13 protein-coding genes are annotated in these 15516 nt (G+C 69.1%); 7 read left to right on the forward strand and 6 right to left on the reverse strand.

Annotated features, from left to right (window positions below; all coding sequences use genetic code 11):
* Window positions 1–129: 129 nt before the first annotated feature.
* Window positions 130–2847 carry a transglycosylase domain-containing protein gene (locus H299_RS0114545; protein WP_027748999.1) on the reverse strand — a complete coding sequence of 906 codons (2718 nt, stop codon included), beginning with the start codon at window positions 2845–2847 and terminating at the stop codon, window positions 130–132.
* Between the two features lie 477 nt (window positions 2848–3324).
* Here H299_RS0114545 and H299_RS0114550 point away from each other — a divergent pair, with 477 nt between their 5' ends.
* A complete protein-coding gene (locus tag H299_RS0114550) occupies window positions 3325–3990 on the forward strand; it encodes a PadR family transcriptional regulator (RefSeq protein WP_027749000.1) in 666 nt (221 codons plus the stop codon).
* Window positions 3991–4036: 46 nt separating this feature from the next.
* Window positions 4037–5119: an inositol-3-phosphate synthase gene (locus H299_RS0114555; protein WP_027749001.1), complete on the forward strand. Its 1083-nt coding sequence runs from the start codon at window positions 4037–4039 to the stop codon at window positions 5117–5119.
* A gap of 92 nt (window positions 5120–5211) precedes the next feature.
* On the opposite strand, the gene H299_RS0114560 is transcribed toward H299_RS0114555, so the two are convergent.
* From H299_RS0114560 to H299_RS0114570, 3 genes are all read right to left on the reverse strand, one after another.
* Complete coding sequence (locus H299_RS0114560) at window positions 5212–6243, reverse strand: alanine racemase (protein ID WP_027749002.1); 1032 nt, start codon at window positions 6241–6243, stop codon at window positions 5212–5214.
* A gap of 106 nt (window positions 6244–6349) precedes the next feature.
* Window positions 6350–7468, reverse strand: coding sequence for a peptidoglycan bridge formation glycyltransferase FemA/FemB family protein (locus tag H299_RS0114565; protein WP_027749003.1), 1119 nt, complete (start codon window positions 7466–7468; stop codon window positions 6350–6352).
* A gap of 215 nt (window positions 7469–7683) precedes the next feature.
* The gene (locus tag H299_RS0114570; protein WP_027749004.1) at window positions 7684–8004 is read right to left on the reverse strand and encodes a hypothetical protein; all 321 of its coding nucleotides are present in this window, start codon (window positions 8002–8004) and stop codon (window positions 7684–7686) included.
* A 276-nt stretch (window positions 8005–8280) separates the two neighbouring features.
* On the opposite strand from H299_RS0114570, the gene rpsF reads away from it, so the two are divergent.
* The 4 genes from rpsF to rplI all read left to right on the forward strand — a co-directional run bounded on the left by rpsF (window position 8281) and on the right by rplI (window position 9979).
* Window positions 8281–8571, forward strand: a complete 291-nt coding sequence (rpsF, locus tag H299_RS0114575; RefSeq protein WP_027749005.1) for a 30S ribosomal protein S6 — start codon at window positions 8281–8283, stop codon at window positions 8569–8571.
* A 73-nt stretch (window positions 8572–8644) separates the two neighbouring features.
* On the forward strand, window positions 8645–9229 hold the full coding sequence (locus H299_RS0114580) for a single-stranded DNA-binding protein (protein WP_027749006.1): 585 nt from the start codon (window positions 8645–8647) through the stop codon (window positions 9227–9229).
* 48 nt (window positions 9230–9277) lie between these two features.
* Window positions 9278–9514, forward strand: coding sequence for a 30S ribosomal protein S18 (gene rpsR / locus H299_RS0114585; RefSeq protein ID WP_027749007.1), 237 nt, complete (start codon window positions 9278–9280; stop codon window positions 9512–9514).
* Between the two features lie 18 nt (window positions 9515–9532).
* Window positions 9533–9979, forward strand: a complete 447-nt coding sequence (gene rplI, locus H299_RS0114590) for a 50S ribosomal protein L9 (protein ID WP_027749008.1) — start codon at window positions 9533–9535, stop codon at window positions 9977–9979.
* Window positions 9980–10096: 117 nt separating this feature from the next.
* On the opposite strand, the gene H299_RS0114595 is transcribed toward rplI, so the two are convergent.
* Window positions 10097–11428 (reverse strand): MATE family efflux transporter, encoded by a 1332-nt coding sequence (locus tag H299_RS0114595; RefSeq protein WP_486587272.1) that lies wholly within the window; start codon window positions 11426–11428, stop codon window positions 10097–10099.
* Window positions 11429–12114: 686 nt separating this feature from the next.
* On the opposite strand from H299_RS0114595, the gene dnaB reads away from it, so the two are divergent.
* The gene (gene dnaB / locus H299_RS0114600; protein WP_486587278.1) at window positions 12115–14646 is read left to right on the forward strand and encodes a replicative DNA helicase; all 2532 of its coding nucleotides are present in this window, start codon (window positions 12115–12117) and stop codon (window positions 14644–14646) included.
* A gap of 40 nt (window positions 14647–14686) precedes the next feature.
* On the opposite strand, the gene H299_RS39620 is transcribed toward dnaB, so the two are convergent.
* Window positions 14687–15403 carry a hypothetical protein gene (locus H299_RS39620; protein ID WP_158692333.1) on the reverse strand — a complete coding sequence of 239 codons (717 nt, stop codon included), beginning with the start codon at window positions 15401–15403 and terminating at the stop codon, window positions 14687–14689.
* Window positions 15404–15516 lie beyond the last annotated feature (113 nt).

Consider the following 15516-nt stretch of genomic DNA (forward strand, 5'->3'; position numbering starts at 1 on the left):
CATCCTGCCGCATGGACGGGGGAAGCCCCGCACAGTGGCTGTGCGGGGCTTCCCCGGTATCCGCGGGCCTTCGGCGAGGTGTTCACCTCGCGCGGCGCCCAGCTCCTCGTTGCGCCTTGCGTGCGGCGTCTACTCCTTGCGCCGCTCGCCGGACGGGCCGCCGAAGATCGTGCCGTTGTCCGAGCCGCCGTCGGCGCCGCCCTGGTCGGCGCCGCCCTGGTCGCCGCCGCCGCCGTCCTGGCCCTGGTCCGTCCCCTGGTCGGTGCCTTCCAGGGTGCCCTGGTTGTCGCCGGTGCCGTTCGTCGTCCCCTCGTCCACGCAGCCCCAGTCGTAGCAGCTCTCCGACGGGTCGGGAGAGGGCGGCGGCTCGGAGGTGGGCGGCGGTTCCGTGGTGGGCGATTCCGAGGGCTCGGGCTCCTCCGTGGTCGGCTCCGGGTCCGGCTCGGGGGTCTCACTGGGCGAGGGGGAGGGCTCGGGGCAGGTGGAGTGGCTGCACACCTTCTTGCCGATCGGGCCGGGCTCCGGGAAGGGCAGCTTCTTCTTGCCCTTCATCGCCTTCTTCATGTAGTCCACCCACACGTCCGCGGGGAAGGACGCTCCGTGGATGGTTTCCTCGCCCGCGGTGCCGTACATGGGGAGGAACTCGGGCTTCTCCGCCTGGTCGTCCATCCGCCACATGCCGATGGAGGTGGACAGCTGCTTGGTGTAACCGGTGAACCAGGCGGTCTTGTTGTCGTCCGTGGTACCGGTCTTGACGGCCGCGGGGCGGTTCAGCGCCTCGGCCTTCGAACCGGTGCCGCCACGCTTGGCCACCGTCTCCAGCATGCTCGTCACGTTGTCGGCGACGTTCGCGTCGAAGGCCCGCGAGGTCGTCTTCTCGTGCTCGTAGATCGAGCGGCCCTTCTTCTTCACCTCGGTGACCGAGTACGCCTCGGCCCTCTCACCGCTCTGCGCGAAGGTCGCGTAGCTGTTGGCCATCTCGATGGCGCTGGGTGCCGAGATGCCGAGCGAGAAGGAGGGGGTGAGCGTCTTGTGCAGGCTGTCCTCGCTCACGCCCGCGTCCAGCGCCGCCTGCTTCACCTCGTCCAGGCCGACGTCCATGCCCAGTTGGATGAACGGGGTGTTCGCCGAGTGCTTCATCGCCTCGCGGAGGGTGATATCGCCGTAGCTCGCGCCCTGGTCGTTCTTCTGGTGCCACTCCTCGTTGTCCTCGTTGAGCCAGGTGTCGCCGTTGTACTTGAGGAGCTTCACCTTGTCGTCACCGTTGTACATGCTGCTCGGCGACACGAGGGTGCGGGTTTCGTCCTGCTCCTCCGGCCCGTCCGGGTCGCGTACGCCGTCCCGCATCGCCGCGGCCATCACGTACGGCTTGAAGGTGGACCCGACCGCGGCACCGGTCCGGCCGGCGTTGCTGGTGTAGTGCGTGATCGCCGACTCGCCGCCGTAGATCGCGACGATCGCGCCGTCCCCGGGCTTCACCGAAGCCCCGCCGAACTGCACGTACTTGTCCTTGTCCCGCTTCTTCGGGTCGAAGCTCTCCTTCTTGACCTTCTTGACGCTCTCCTCCAGCTGCCGCGTCTTCTTCTTGTCGAAGGTGGTGTGGATCTCGTAGCCGCCGCGGTCGAGCTCCTGCTTGGTGATGCCCGTCTTGTTGATGATGTCCGCGTTCGCGCGGTTCACCAGGTAGCCGATCTGGCCCTTGAGGTTGGTCGCGTTCCGGGGCCGGTCCGGCTCCGGGAAATCCTTGATCTTGTCCCGGTCGGCCTGGTCCAGCCGGCCGACCTCCACCTCGCGGTCCAGAATCCACTTCCAGCGGGCCTCCGCCCGCTTGCGGTTCTTCTCCGCCGACTGCAAGGAGCCGCCGCCCTCGCCGCCGTGCGGGTCGTAGAGGTTCGGCCCGTTCAGCACCGCCGCGAGCAGCGCGCTCTCGCTGTCGTTCAGCTTCGCGGCGTCCTTGTTGTAGTACGCATGCGCCGCCGCCTGGATGCCGTAGGCGCCGCGCCCGTAGTACGCGGTGTTCAGGTACCCCTCAAGGATGGTGTCCTTCTTCTGCTGGGCACCCACCTTTATGGAGATCAGCAGTTCCTTGGCCTTACGGGTCACCGTCTGGCTCTGGTCCAGATAGTTGTTCTTGACGTACTGCTGGGTGATGGTCGAGCCGGACTGGGTGTCGCCGCCCGTCGCCATCTTGAACATCGCGCGGGCGATGCCCATCGGGTCCACGCCCGCGTCCTTGTAGAACGACTCGTTCTCCGCGGCGATGACGGCGTCCTGCATCGACTTGTTGATCTGCGACAGTTCGACGATCTGGCGGTTCTGGTCGCCGCCGCCCGCCGTCACCATGTGCGTGCCGTCCGCCCAGTAGTAGACGTTCTTCTCGGCGCTGGCCGCCTTGTTCTGGTCCGGCACCTTGACCATCGAGTACGCGACGCCCACCAGCCCCATCAGCAGGGCGAGGAAGCCGACGCAGACGCCCAGCACCTGCTTCCAGGACGGCAGGAAGCGGCGCAGGCCGTCCTTGTCCGAACGCGGGTAGTCGATGAACCGCTTCTTGGCCCGCGCCTGCGTACGCCCGCGCCCGCGCGCGGCTGCGCGCCCACCGGTGCCGGACGCCGCCGAGGCCGTCGCCGCCCGCCGCCGGCCGCCGCCCGCCCCCTGCGGCGAAGCCGCCCCGCGCGACTCGGCGCGCGCCCCGGGGGGCCTGCCGGGGGGCGGCGGAGCCTGCCCGGACGAGCCGGCTGAGCTGGCGCTGGCGTCACGCGGCGGTGCGGCCCGGCGGCCGGACGGCGGCTGCTGCGCAGCGCGCCGGCCACGGCCTTGCGGCTGCTTACGACGGTGGTCGCTCATTGGAAACAGCTACTCCTCGGGCAGGCGACACGTGCGCCTGAAGGCGGCAGTTGATTTCTGGTCCCCCCCGGGGCGCGTTTCCCGACGACCGGAACACGCCCTAGTACGTCCCTCCGCAGATCCGCGTCGAGCCGCACTGCACCCAGGACGATGACGCATGGGAGAACCGTACGGTTCCCGCTGTGTGTCCCGTCTTGTGGTCTGCACAGCGGACACACTACGCATCTCCAAAACGCCCCTTAGTGAACATTCAACTCATCCAACGCAAGCCGCACAGGTGAATCAGTGATGTGAGTCCCTTCACTTCTCTCCCCTGCGGCCCCCACTTGTCGTCGGCGAGCAAAGCGTTCTATCGTCGGGATGTATCGCGCCGATACATCGACTCGGTACATCGAGTCGCTACATCGGCCCGATACAGCAGTAGCAGTCGTTCAGTTACCCGCGGTCCAGGGCAAGCACAGGAGGTGACGGCCGAGTATGAGCAGGCGTTCCGGCATTCTCGAATTCGCCGTCCTGGGCCTGCTCCGCGAGTCCCCCATGCATGGTTACGAGCTGCGCAAGCGGCTCAACACCTCACTGGGCGTCTTCCGTGCCTTCAGCTACGGCTCCCTGTATCCGTGCCTCAAGACGCTTGTCCAGCAAGGGTGGTTGATCGAGGAGCCGGGGAATCCGCCGGAGGAGCCGCTGGCGGCACCGCTGGCGGGACGCCGGGCCAAGATCGTCTACCGGCTGACGGCCGAGGGCAAGGAGCACTTCGAGGAGCTGCTCGCCCAGACCGGCCCGGACGCCTGGGAGGACGAGGACTTCGGCATCCGCTTCGCGTTCTTCGGGCAGACCTCGCGGGATGTCCGGGTGCGCGTGCTGGAGGGCCGCCGCAGCAGGCTCGAGGAACGGCTCGCGAAGATGCGCGCCTCCCTCGCCCGCACCCGGGAGCGGCTGGACGACTACACCCTCGAACTGCAGCGACACGGCATGGAGTCCGTGGAGCGCGAGGTCCGCTGGCTCAACGAGCTGATCGAGAGCGAGCGGGCAGGGCGCGACCGGCGCGACGACGCGTCACCGGAGCGCCGGTCACCAGACACGGGCGGTCTGCCCCGGCACCAGGGGGGCACCCCGCCGGATCCGTCCGACGACACCACATGAGACCCGCTTCCCGCGGGGCTCAACGAGTACACAGGGAGTAACCGGAATGGGTTCGGTTCGCGTAGCCATCGTCGGCGTGGGCAACTGCGCCGCCTCACTGGTCCAGGGCGTCGAGTACTACAAGGACGCCGACCCGGCCGCCAAGGTCCCGGGTCTGATGCACGTCCAGTTCGGCGACTACCACGTGCGTGACATCGAGTTCGTCGCCGCGTTCGACGTGGACGCCAAGAAGGTCGGGCTCGACCTCGCGGACGCCATCGGTGCCAGCGAGAACAACACCATCAAGATCTGCGACGTGCCCAGCACGGGCGTGCAGGTCAAGCGCGGCCACACCAACGACGGCCTCGGCAAGTACTACCGCGAGACCATCGAGGAGTCCACCGAGGAGCCGGTGGACATGGTCAAGGCGCTCAAGGACAGCGGCGCCGACGTCCTCGTGTGCTACCTGCCGGTCGGTTCGCAGACCGCCGTCGAGTACTACGCACAGGTGGCCATCGACGCCAAGGTCGCGTTCGTCAATGCGCTGCCGGTCTTCATCGCCGGCACCAAGGAGTGGGCGGACAAGTTCACCGAGGCGGGCGTGCCCATCGTCGGCGACGACATCAAGTCCCAGGTGGGCGCCACCATCACGCACCGCGTGATGGCCAAGCTGTTCGAGGACCGGGGCGTCGTCCTGGACCGCACGATGCAGCTGAACGTCGGCGGCAACATGGACTTCAAGAACATGCTGGAGCGGGAGCGCCTGGAGTCCAAGAAGATCTCCAAGACGCAGGCCGTCACCTCCCAGATCCCCGACCGCGACCTGGGTGCCGACAACGTGCACATCGGCCCGTCCGACTACGTCGCCTGGCTGGACGACCGCAAGTGGGCGTATGTCCGCCTGGAGGGGCGCGCGTTCGGCGACGTGCCGCTCAACCTCGAGTACAAGCTCGAGGTCTGGGACTCGCCGAACTCGGCGGGCGTCATCATCGACGCGCTGCGCGCCGCGAAGATCGCGAAGGACCGGGGGATCGGCGGCCCGATCCTCTCGGCCTCCTCGTACTTCATGAAGTCGCCGCCCGTGCAGTACTTCGACGACGAGGCGCGGCGCAACGTCGAGCTGTTCATCGAGGGCAAGGAAGCCGGCTGACGGTAGGGCGGCCACGGCCGTGACCATGCGCGAGGCCCCGGACAGCCTGACCGTCCGGGGCCTCGCGCGTGCTGCCCGTCCGGGCCGCCGCCTCAGCGGTCGACCGTGCGGTCCACCGTCGTCGTCGTGTGCCGCAGGTGCGCCACCAGCTCCTCGCCCACCTTCGGCTCCGGCGCGTCGTCCGGCACGAAGAGGATCGACACCTGCATGTGCGGCGGCTCCGCGAACCAGCGCTGCTTGCCGCCCCACACGAACGGCGAGAGGTTCCGGTTGACCGTCGCCAGGCCCGCCCGCGCGACGCCCTTGGCCCGCGAGGTCATGCCGTGCAGCGCCTTCGGCGCCTCCAACCCCACCCCGTGCGAGGTGCCGCCCGCGATCACGACCAGCCAGCCCTCACCCGCCGTACGCTGCTGCCGGTAGCCGAAGCGGTCGCCCTTGGCCACCCGCGTCACGTCCAGCACCGAGCCCCGGTACTCCGTCGCGTGGTGGTCGCCCAGCCACAGGTGGGTGCCGATCCGAGCGCGGAACTTCGTCCGCGGGAACTGCTGCTGGAGCCGCGCGAACTCGTTCGGCTTGAGGTGGCTGACGAACATGGTGTCCAGCGGCAGCCGGGCCGCCCGCAGCCGGTCCATCCAGCCGATCACCTCGTCCACCGCGTCCGAGCCGTCGGTGCGGTCCAGCGGCAGGTGGATCGCGAAGCCCTCCAGCCGCACCTCGTCGATGGCGGCGTGCAGCCGGCCCAGGTCCGCCTCGGTGACGCCGTGCCGCTTCATGCTGCTCATCACCTCGATCACCACCCGCGCGCCCCGCATCAGGCTCACGCCCTCGACCGAGGAGACCGAGCGGATCACCCGGTCCGGCAGCGGCACCGGCTCCTCGTCCCGCCGGTAGGGAGTGAGGACGAGCAGGTCGCCGCCGAAGAAGTCCTTGGTGCGGGCCGCCTCGTAGGTCGTGCCGACCGCCAGGATGTCCGAGCCGAAGCGGGTGACCTCCTCGGACAGCCGCTCGTGGCCGAAGCCGTAGCCGTTGCCCTTGCAGACCGGGACGATGCCGGGGAACTGCTGGATCACCGACTGCTGGTGCGCCCGCCAGCGGTCGGAGTCGACGTAGAGGGTGAGCGCCATGGTGGTCGGGTGCCTTTCGTTCCGTTGGGCGGAGGGGCGGAGGGGGACGTACGGGAGCGGCGGTGCGGGCGGGGCGGCGGTGCGGGGCGGCGGGCGCCGGACGGGCTCAACGCCGGGACATGTACATGTCCAGCGCCTTGTGGAGCAGCTTGTTGAGCGGGAAGTCCCACTCGCCGAGGTATTCGGCAGCCTGCCCGCCGGTGCCCACCTTGAACTGGATCAGGCCGAAGAGATGGTCCGTCTCGTCCAGCGAGTCGCTGATGCCGCGCAGGTCGTACACGCTGGCCCCCAGCGCGTACGCGTCCTGGAGCATCCGCCACTGCATGGCGTTGGACGGCCGCACCTCGCGCTTGTGGTTCGCCGAGGCGCCGTACGAGTACCAGACGTGCCCGCCCACGATCAGCATCGTCGCCGCGGCCACCGCCTCGCCCTCGTGCATCGCGAAGTAGAGCCGCATGCGGTTCGGGTCCTCGGCGTTGAGCGTCTGCCACATGCGCTGGAAGTAGCCCAGCGGGCGCGGGCGGAAGTGGTCCCGCTCGGCGGTGATCTCGTAGAGCCGCTGCCACTCGGCCAGGTGCTCGTAACCGCCCTGTACGACCTCGACGCCCGCCTTGTCGGCCTTCTTGATGTTGCGCCGCCACAGCTGGTTGAAGCCCTTGTGGACCTCCTCCAGCGTGCGGCTCTCCAGCGGGACCTGGTAGACGTAGCGCGGCTGTACGTCCCCGAAGCCCGCGCCGCCGTCCTCCCCCTGCTGCCAGCCCATCTTGCGCAGCCGGTCCGCCACCTCGAAGGCGCGCGGCTCGATGTGGGTCGCCTCCACCTCGCGCAGCCGCTTGACGTCCGGGTCCTGGATGCCGCGCTTGATGGCGGGCGCGTCCCAGCGCCGGATCACCACGGGCGGGCCCATCTTCACGGAGAACGCGCCGTGCTGCTTGAGGTGCGCCAGCATCGGCTTGAGCCAGTCCTCGAGGTTGGGCGCGTACCAGTTGATCACCGGGCCCTCGGGGAGGTACGCCAGGTACCGCTTCAGCTTGGGCAGCTGGCGGTAGAGCACCAGCCCGGTGCCGACCAGGCGGCCCTCCTTGTCGAACCAGCCCAGGTTCTCCGACCGCCACTCGCTCTTGACGTCCGCCCATGCCGGCACCTGACAGTGGCTTGCCGACCGCAGGCTCTGGATGTACGCCAGATGCTGCTCGCGACTGATGGTCCTCAGGGTCAGGCTCATGCGGGACGCTCCTCCGGCGACGGGGGTACCCCCAGGCCCAGCTCTGGGGGGATGCTCGCCGGGAAGCCTACTGCGCTGCGGGGCGCCCCGTTTCGGCGCAGGCCCGCGTGCGGGACCGCCACGGCCGCGCGCGGGGGGCGCGTACGGCGGCGGTCCGCACCGGGGCGGCACAGCGGCGGAGGCGCGGTGGAGGCGCGGCGCTCCGCGGCGGTCCGTCAGCCCACGAGGCCGCCGTACGCGACGCCGAGGAAGAACCCGACGCTCGCCGCGCCGAGTCCGATGACCAGCAGGAAGCGCTCGGCCGTCGTCGCCGAGATGAACTGCCCCCAGCCGCCGACGACGATGCCCACCAGGCCCGTCCAGGACGCGATCAGATGCAGGTTCGCCCACTCGCGCTCCGTGATGACGGCGGTCACGAACGCGACCGCCCCCAGCAGGACCGTCGCCGCCACGAAGCTGTTCTCGACCGGGTGCGCCTTGCCGTCGGTGTTGAGCCGGGCGGCGAGACCGTGCGAATTCCGTGCTGCCTGCGCCATGAGGCACCTCCGTAACCGCGGATCGGCGGCGGCCGGTATGGCGCCGCTCACACCGAGGAGCCTCCCGCCGGGGAGCCGGACGGCCGCTCCGGCGGGCGACACCTCCAGATTGCGGGCATACCCACCCGGATTTCAACCGGAAGGCACCGGGCGGGTACTCTGGACGGTCTGCACCGGTGCCGCCCGACTCGGGCCGGCCACCCGGTGCGGTACGCATCACGACCCTCCTGCCACGGATCGACCGTGGCCGCTGAGTCCAGAGGAGGTGGGTTCCACATGCGTCACTACGAGGTGATGGTCATCCTCGACCCCGATCTGGAGGAGCGCGCTGTCGCCCCGCTGATCGAGTCCTTCCTTTCCGTCGTCCGTGAGGCCGACGGCAAGGTCGAGAAGGTCGACACCTGGGGCCGTCGTCGTCTCTCCTACGAGATCAAGAAGAAGCCCGAGGGCATCTACTCGGTCATCGACCTGCAGGCCGAGCCCGCTGTCGTCAAGGAGCTCGACCGTCAGATGAATCTGAACGAGTCGGTTCTCCGGACCAAGGTCCTCCGTCCCGAGATGCACTGACCGCGCTTCCGCGCCGGTCGGTACTCGGGCATCTGAGTAGCAAGCAGCCAGCACCCCGCCGAGAGGTTCACCCATGGCAGGCGAGACCGTCATCACGGTCGTCGGCAATCTCGTCGACGACCCCGAGCTGCGCTTCACCCCCTCGGGTGCGGCGGTCGCGAAGTTCCGTGTCGCGTCCACACCCCGCACCTTCGACCGGCAGACCAACGAGTGGAAGGACGGCGAGAGCCTGTTCCTGACCTGCTCGGTCTGGCGGCAGGCGGCGGAGAACGTCGCCGAGTCCCTCACCAAGGGGACGCGCGTCGTCGTGCAGGGCCGCCTCAAGCAGCGGTCGTACGAGGACCGCGAGGGCATCAAGCGCACGGTCTACGAGCTGGACGTCGACGAGGTCGGCGCCAGCCTGCGCAACGCGACCGCCAAGATCACCCGGACCACCGGTCGCGGTGGCCAGGGCGGTGGCGGCGGCGGTGGCGGCTGGGGTGGCGGCCCCGGCGGTCAGCAGGGCGGCGGCGGTGCTCCGGCGGGCGACCCCTGGGCCACCAGCGCTCCGGCCGGCGGCGGCCAGCAGGGCGGCGGCCAGGGCGGTGGCGGCGGCTGGGGAGGCAACTCCTCGTCCGGCGGCTCCGGCGGCGGCTACTCGGACGAGCCCCCCTTCTGACAGGTGGGCTCTTCCCGCACCACTTCTTGAACACACTGGAGAAAGACAATGGCGAAGCCGCCTCCCCGCAAGCCTAAGAAGAAGGTTTGCGTGTTCTGCAAGGACAAGATCACCTACGTCGACTACAAGGACACGAACCTGCTGCGGAAGTTCATTTCCGACCGCGGCAAGATCCGTGCCCGCCGGGTCACCGGCAACTGCACCCAGCACCAGCGCGACGTCGCCACGGCCGTGAAGAACAGCCGTGAGGTCGCGCTCCTGCCCTACACCTCGACTGCGCGCTAAGGGAAGGGTGACCGGAAAATGAAGATCATCCTGACCAACGAGGTCTCCGGCCTCGGCACCGCGGGCGACGTCGTCGAGGTCCGCGCCGGATACGCCCGCAACTACCTGGTCCCGCGCGGTTTCGCGATCCGCTGGACCAAGGGCGGCGAGAAGGACGTGGCGCAGATCCGCCGCGGCCGTAAGATCCGCGAGATCGCCACCATCGAGCAGGCCAACGAGGTCAAGGCCAAGCTCGAGGGCGTCTCGGTGACGCTGAAAGTCCGTGCCGGTGAGGGCGGGCGGCTGTTCGGCTCGGTGACTCCGGCGGACATCGCCGGCGCCGTCAAGGACGCCGGGGGCCCCGACCTGGACAAGCGCCGGGTCGAGCTGGGTTCGCCGATCAAGACCCTGGGCGCGCACCAGGTGTCGGTGCGCCTGCACCCCGAGGTCGCCGCCAGCTTCGACATCGAGGTCCAGGCGGCGTAACGCCGCCTCGGCCCGTACGGCACGACACGGTAGGCAACGACCGGGGCCGCATCCCTCAGCAAGGGGTGCGGCCCCGGTCGCGTGCTGTGAGGGCGCGGTCGCGTGGCCGCCGGGCGCTCAGGCCCGGACCGCGCCGGTGACCAGCCAGCGGCCGGACCGCGCGCGCAGCCACAGCGTCGCGAGCCGTACGGTCATCATCAGCCCCGCGACCATCCACCACAGCGTGGTGAGGCCCCCGCCGAGCGTCGGCACCAGCAGCGCCGCGGGGGTGAAGAGGGCCAGCGTCACCAGCATCGCCCCCGCCAGGTACGGCCCGTCCCCCGCGCCCATCAGCACGCCGTCCAGCACGAAGACGACGCCCGCGATCGGCTGCGTCACGGCTACCACCAGCAGGACGGCCGACAGTTGCGTGTGCACGCTGGTGTCCGAGGTGAACAGCGGCATCAGCAGCGGCCGGGACGCAGCCACCGCCACACCCAGCACCACCCCCGACACGATGCCCCACTGCACCATCCGGCGGCAGACCGCCCGCGCTCCCTCCTTGTCGCCCGCTCCCAGGTAGCGGCCGATGATCGCCTGTCCCGCGATCGCAATCGCGTCCAGGGCGAAGGCGAGCAGCGACCAGACGGTGAGGGTGATCTGGTGCGCGGCGATGTCCGCGTCGCCGAGCCGGGCGGCGACGGCGGTGGCGATCAGCAGCACGGCGCGCAGCGAGAGCGTACGCACCAGCAGCGGCGCCCCGGCCTGTGCGCAGGCGCGGATTCCGGCGGCGTCGGGGCGCAGCGAAGCGCCGTGCCGCCGCGCGCCCCGCACGACCACGGCGAGGTAGGCGGCGGCCATCCCGAGCTGGGCGAGCACCGTGCCCCAGGCGGACCCGGCGATGCCGAAGCCGAGGCCGTAGACGAGGAAGACGTTCAGCGCGGCGTTCGCGGTGAAGCCGCCGACGGCGACGTAGAGCGGGGTGCGGGTGTCCTGGAGGCCGCGCAGGACGCCGGTGGCGGCCAGCACCACGAGCATGGGGGGTATGCCGAGCGCGCTGATCCGCAGGTAGGTGACGGCGTGCGGGGAGGCGGTGGCGGAGGCGCCGAAGAGGTCGACGAGCGCGGGGGCGGCGGGCAGCACGACGGCGATGACGGCGGCGCCGAGCAGCAGGGCGAGCCAGATGCCGTCCATGCCCTGCCGGATGGCGGCGGGCAGGTCGCCGGCGCCGACGCGGCGGGCGACGGCGGCGGTGGTGGCGTAGGCGAGGAAGACGAAGACGTGGACGGCGGTCTGGAGGAGGGCGGCGGCGACGCCCAGGCCGGCGAGCTGGGCGGTGCCGAGGTGGCCGACGACGGCGCTGTCCACCATCAGGAAGAGCGGTTCCGCGACGAGTGCGCCGAAGGCGGGGAGGGCGAGAGCAAGGATCTCCCGGTCATGTCTGCGGGCGCGTGCGCGGGTGCTGGTCACGGGTTCGATTCAAGCATCCACAGGTAATGGTTGCAATCCTCGGGTGTCTATTACCGACCGTCGCACGCAGTGAGATCGTCTGTGCTGTTTGTCGCGATCTTGGGCCAACTGGTGAAGTTTTTTTCCCGCACAGGCGGTGGACGGTGTTGTGCCAGGTCAGAGGGGGTGTGATCGCGACTTCGCCGACTCCTCCACAGGGTCGTCCACCGAGTCGTACACAGCTTGGGGCGAGTTCTCCACAGGAAGTCGCCCACTGCCCACAGCCCCCTGTGGATAACACGATTGGCCGGGCGCACCCCGCCCGCCTAACGTAGTCCGGCGCCTGCCTGTCGTTCCCCTCGTCTTCACCGCGGCCTCGACGTGCCGTAAGCGGAGCCGGGCGTCGTCGATTGTCAGAGCTGTGCCGTAGGAAAGAGGCACCGCGTAGGTGCGGTCCCGGCTCCGTCAGCGGGGGGAGGAGGTGGCGGGTGACCCAGCAACCGGAGCACGTCGAGGACCCCTGGGCGGTGGACGTCGCGCAGGGTGCCCGGGTCGCCGCGGTGTCCCCGCAGCGGCGCAACGGCACCTCCGGCGGTGGCGGCGGCGAGCAGCACGAGCGTGGCCGGGAGAGCGGCCCGTGGTCCGGTACGCCCTTCGAGCGCGTCCCGCCGCAGGACTTGGACGCCGAGCAGTCGGTGCTGGGTGGCATGCTGCTGTCCAAGGACGCCATCGCGGACGTCGTGGAGGTCCTCAAGGGCCACGACTTCTACCGCCCGGCGCACGAGACGGTCTTCCAGGCGATCCTCGACCTGTACGCCAAGGGCGAGCCCGCCGACCCGATCACCATCGCCGCCGAGCTGACCCGCAGGGGTGACATCAGCCGGGTCGGCGGCCCGGGTTACCTGCACTCCCTGGTCCAGTCGGTGCCGACGGCGGCCAACGCCGAGTACTACGCGGAGATCGTGCACGAGCGCGCCGTCCTCCGCCGCCTCGTCGAGGCGGGCACGCGCATCACGCAGATGGGATACGCGGCCGACGGCGACGTCGACGAGATCGTCAACTCCGCCCAGGCCGAGATCTACGCGGTCACCGAGGAGCGCACCAGCGAGGACTACCTGCCGCTGGCCGAGATCATGGAGGGCGCGCTCGACGAGATCGAGGCGATCGGCTCCCGCAGCGGCCAGATGACCGGCGTCCCCACGGGCTTCACCGACCTGGACGCCCTGACCAACGGCCTCCACCCCGGCCAGATGGTCGTGGTCGCGGCCCGCCCCGCGATGGGGAAGGCCCTCGCTCTCGACACCCCGTTGCCCACCCCCGCGGGCTGGACCACCATGGGCGAGGTGCGGGTGGGTGACTTCCTGCTCGACGCACAGGGCAAGCCGACCCGGGTCACCGCCGCTACGGACGTCATGACCGGTCGGCCCTGCTACGGAATCACGTTCGACGACGGCACCCGTGTGGTCGCTGATGCCGATCACCAGTGGCTCACCGAGACCCGTGCCTCCCGCCGCTCGGCCCAACAGGCCGCCACCGGACCACACGCATACCAGAACGAGCGCACGCTCGCCGCTGTCCGGACGACCCGGGAGATCGCCGGTAGCTTGCGCTGCGATACTGCCGACCAGCGCCTGAACCACTCCGTCAGGAACACCGCTCCGCTGGAACTCCCGGCGGCGGAACTGCCCGTGCCGCCGTACACGCTGGGCGCGTGGCTCGGAGACGGTCACAGCGCGGCGGCGCGCATCACCAGCGCCGACCCGGAGATCCTCTCGCATATCGAGAAGGATGGATTCGAGATTCGCCGGGTCGGCGGCACGACGACGACCTACGACCTGCGCTGGGCCGTCACTGAACCGCAGCGCTTCGAGCGTCGCTGCGTCGTGTGCGATCAGGTCTTCGTGCCCAAACCGGCACACGTACGCACGTGCGGCAGGTCGTGCGGCGGAAGGGTGCGTGGCCTGTCCGCACCAGTGCCGTACATGACGTGCACCGACTGTGGGAAGCGTTGCAGCTCGCCCTTCTCGCAGCCGCGGTGCAGCGCCTGCACGAGACGGCACGGGAGCCTTCTGGGGACGCTCAGCGCCATGGGCGTGCTCGGGCACAAGCACATTCCCCAGGAGTATCTGAGGGGCTCTGTCGCTCAACGGCGCGCGCTGCTGGCCGGCCTGCTGGACACCGACGGGACGGCGACCCGCACCGGCTCGGTCACCTTCGCGGTCACTGGTCGGCGGCTCGCCGACGACTTCCGTGAGCTGATCACCAGCCTCGGCCACCGGCACGGGGTATCCGAGAGGAGGGTCAACGGGCGCGCGCACGACTCGTCCACCTTGTACAGCATCACGTTCACCCCCGCCGAGGACGTCTTCCGGCTGGAGCGGAAGCGGCGCGCTCACGAGGAGCACCGGCGTCCGGGCACTCCGAGGCTCACACAGCGGTTCCTCACGGAAGTCCGGCAGACCGAGAGCGTTCCGGTCCGGTGCGTGCAGGTCGACAACGCAGATCACCTGTATCTCGCGACGAAGTCGATGGTGCCGACACACAACTCGACGCTGGCGCTGGACTTCGCGCGCGCCTGCTCGATCAGGAACAACCAGCCGAGCGTGATCTTCTCGCTGGAGATGGGGCGGAACGAGATCGCGATGCGGCTGCTGTCCGCCGAGGCGCGGGTGGCGCTGCACCACATGCGCTCGGGCAACATGACGGACGAGGACTGGACGCGGCTGGCCCGCCAGATGCCCGCCGTCACGGACGCCCCGCTCTACATCGACGACTCGCCCAACCTGTCGATGATGGAGATCCGCGCCAAGTGCCGTCGGCTCAAGCAGCGCAACGACCTCCAGCTCGTCGTCATCGACTACCTCCAGCTGATGCAGTCGGGCGGTTCGCGCCGCCCGGAGAGCCGCCAGCAGGAGGTCTCCGAGATGTCCCGGAACCTCAAGCTCCTCGCGAAGGAGCTGGAGGTCCCCGTCGTCGCGCTGTCCCAGCTCAACCGCGGCCCCGAGCAGCGTACGGACAAGAAGCCGATGGTCTCCGACCTGCGCGAGTCCGGGAGCATCGAGCAGGACGCGGACATGGTGATCCTGCTGCACCGCGAGGACGCGTACGAGAAGGAGTCGCCGCGCGCGGGCGAGGCGGACCTCATCGTCGCCAAGCACCGCAACGGCCCGACGGCCACGATCACCGTCGCCTTCCAGGGCCACTACTCCCGCTTCGTCGACATGGCGGGCGGCATGTGAGAGCCGAGCGACGGCCCCCGCGCTCGGCATCCACCCGGACCTATCCCAACGCGGAGGCGATGCGAGAGAACATCACGTCCCGAACATAGGTTTCCAGTCGTTGCTCCGCCGGTCTGTCCTGACCGAGGTCGGACAGCACGGCTGCAAACAACTGTTCCCGGTAGTCCTCAAATGATCCCTCAAACGTTTTGCTCATTCCAGGCTGCAATTTCCCTGAGAATAGACCCCCGGGGTGCCCGGGATCGTACAGAACATCGTGATCGGTAATCAGCTCTGGCAGAAGTTCGTGAACCTCCGCCTGCCCGTGCTGCGCGGACAGTTCGTGGGCAGCAGTGACCCAGATGGCGAGATCGGCTTCGGGGTGGCAGGCCCCTTCGGCCACCGTGAGATTCAGGAACATCGCAAGTTCCGACTCGGAGACGGCGCGCCAGGGTTCACCGGCGCACAATCGTTCCACAATGCTGATGAATACATCTGCCGGAAGAAAACGAGACGCGCCAATCACCGATGACAAGAACAGACGTTCCGGAGGAGTTTCCGTGGAGATGCACCATTTTCCGTCGAGCTCCCGCCAATAGCTGGGGTTTCCAGGCGTGACGATAACTCGACGCACCTGGTCGACGCGCATGTCCTTCCCCATGCAGTAGAAACCGGGAGGCTCCTCACTACTTGCCGTGACGAGCGCCCGGGAATATTCGTGACGAATCTCCTGGAGCCTGGTTTTGGCCAGATCCATCCAGTATTCTGCGTCCCCCACACCCATCCTTCACGAAAATCTCGTCTTTTCCCTCAAGAGCATGGGCAGATATTTCTCGTGGTCCGCCTGCTCGTTCTCCGAGAGCTTGTCCATTTCTACACGAGCCTCCCGTT

The sequence above is a fragment of the Streptomyces sp. CNH287 genome, from assembly GCF_000424825.1.

Bases quoted from the DNA above. Each gene is read 5' to 3' on its own strand.
- H299_RS0114545 (WP_027748999.1), bottom strand. From the start codon at position 2,847: ATGAGCGACCACCGTCGTAAGCAGCCGCAAGGCCGTGGCCGGCGCGCT.
- H299_RS0114565 (WP_027749003.1), bottom strand. From the start codon at position 7,468: ATGAGCCTGACCCTGAGGACCATCAGTCGCGAGCAGCATCTGGCGTAC.
- dnaB (WP_486587278.1), top strand. From the start codon at position 12,115: ATGCTGCTGTCCAAGGACGCCATCGCGGACGTCGTGGAGGTCCTCAAG.
- H299_RS0114555 (WP_027749001.1), top strand. From the start codon at position 4,037: ATGGGTTCGGTTCGCGTAGCCATCGTCGGCGTGGGCAACTGCGCCGCC.
- rpsF (WP_027749005.1), top strand. From the start codon at position 8,281: ATGCGTCACTACGAGGTGATGGTCATCCTCGACCCCGATCTGGAGGAG.
- rpsR (WP_027749007.1), top strand. From the start codon at position 9,278: ATGGCGAAGCCGCCTCCCCGCAAGCCTAAGAAGAAGGTTTGCGTGTTC.
- rplI (WP_027749008.1), top strand. From the start codon at position 9,533: ATGAAGATCATCCTGACCAACGAGGTCTCCGGCCTCGGCACCGCGGGC.
- H299_RS0114570 (WP_027749004.1), bottom strand. From the start codon at position 8,004: ATGGCGCAGGCAGCACGGAATTCGCACGGTCTCGCCGCCCGGCTCAAC.
- H299_RS0114580 (WP_027749006.1), top strand. From the start codon at position 8,645: ATGGCAGGCGAGACCGTCATCACGGTCGTCGGCAATCTCGTCGACGAC.
- H299_RS0114560 (WP_027749002.1), bottom strand. From the start codon at position 6,243: ATGGCGCTCACCCTCTACGTCGACTCCGACCGCTGGCGGGCGCACCAG.
- H299_RS0114550 (WP_027749000.1), top strand. From the start codon at position 3,325: ATGAGCAGGCGTTCCGGCATTCTCGAATTCGCCGTCCTGGGCCTGCTC.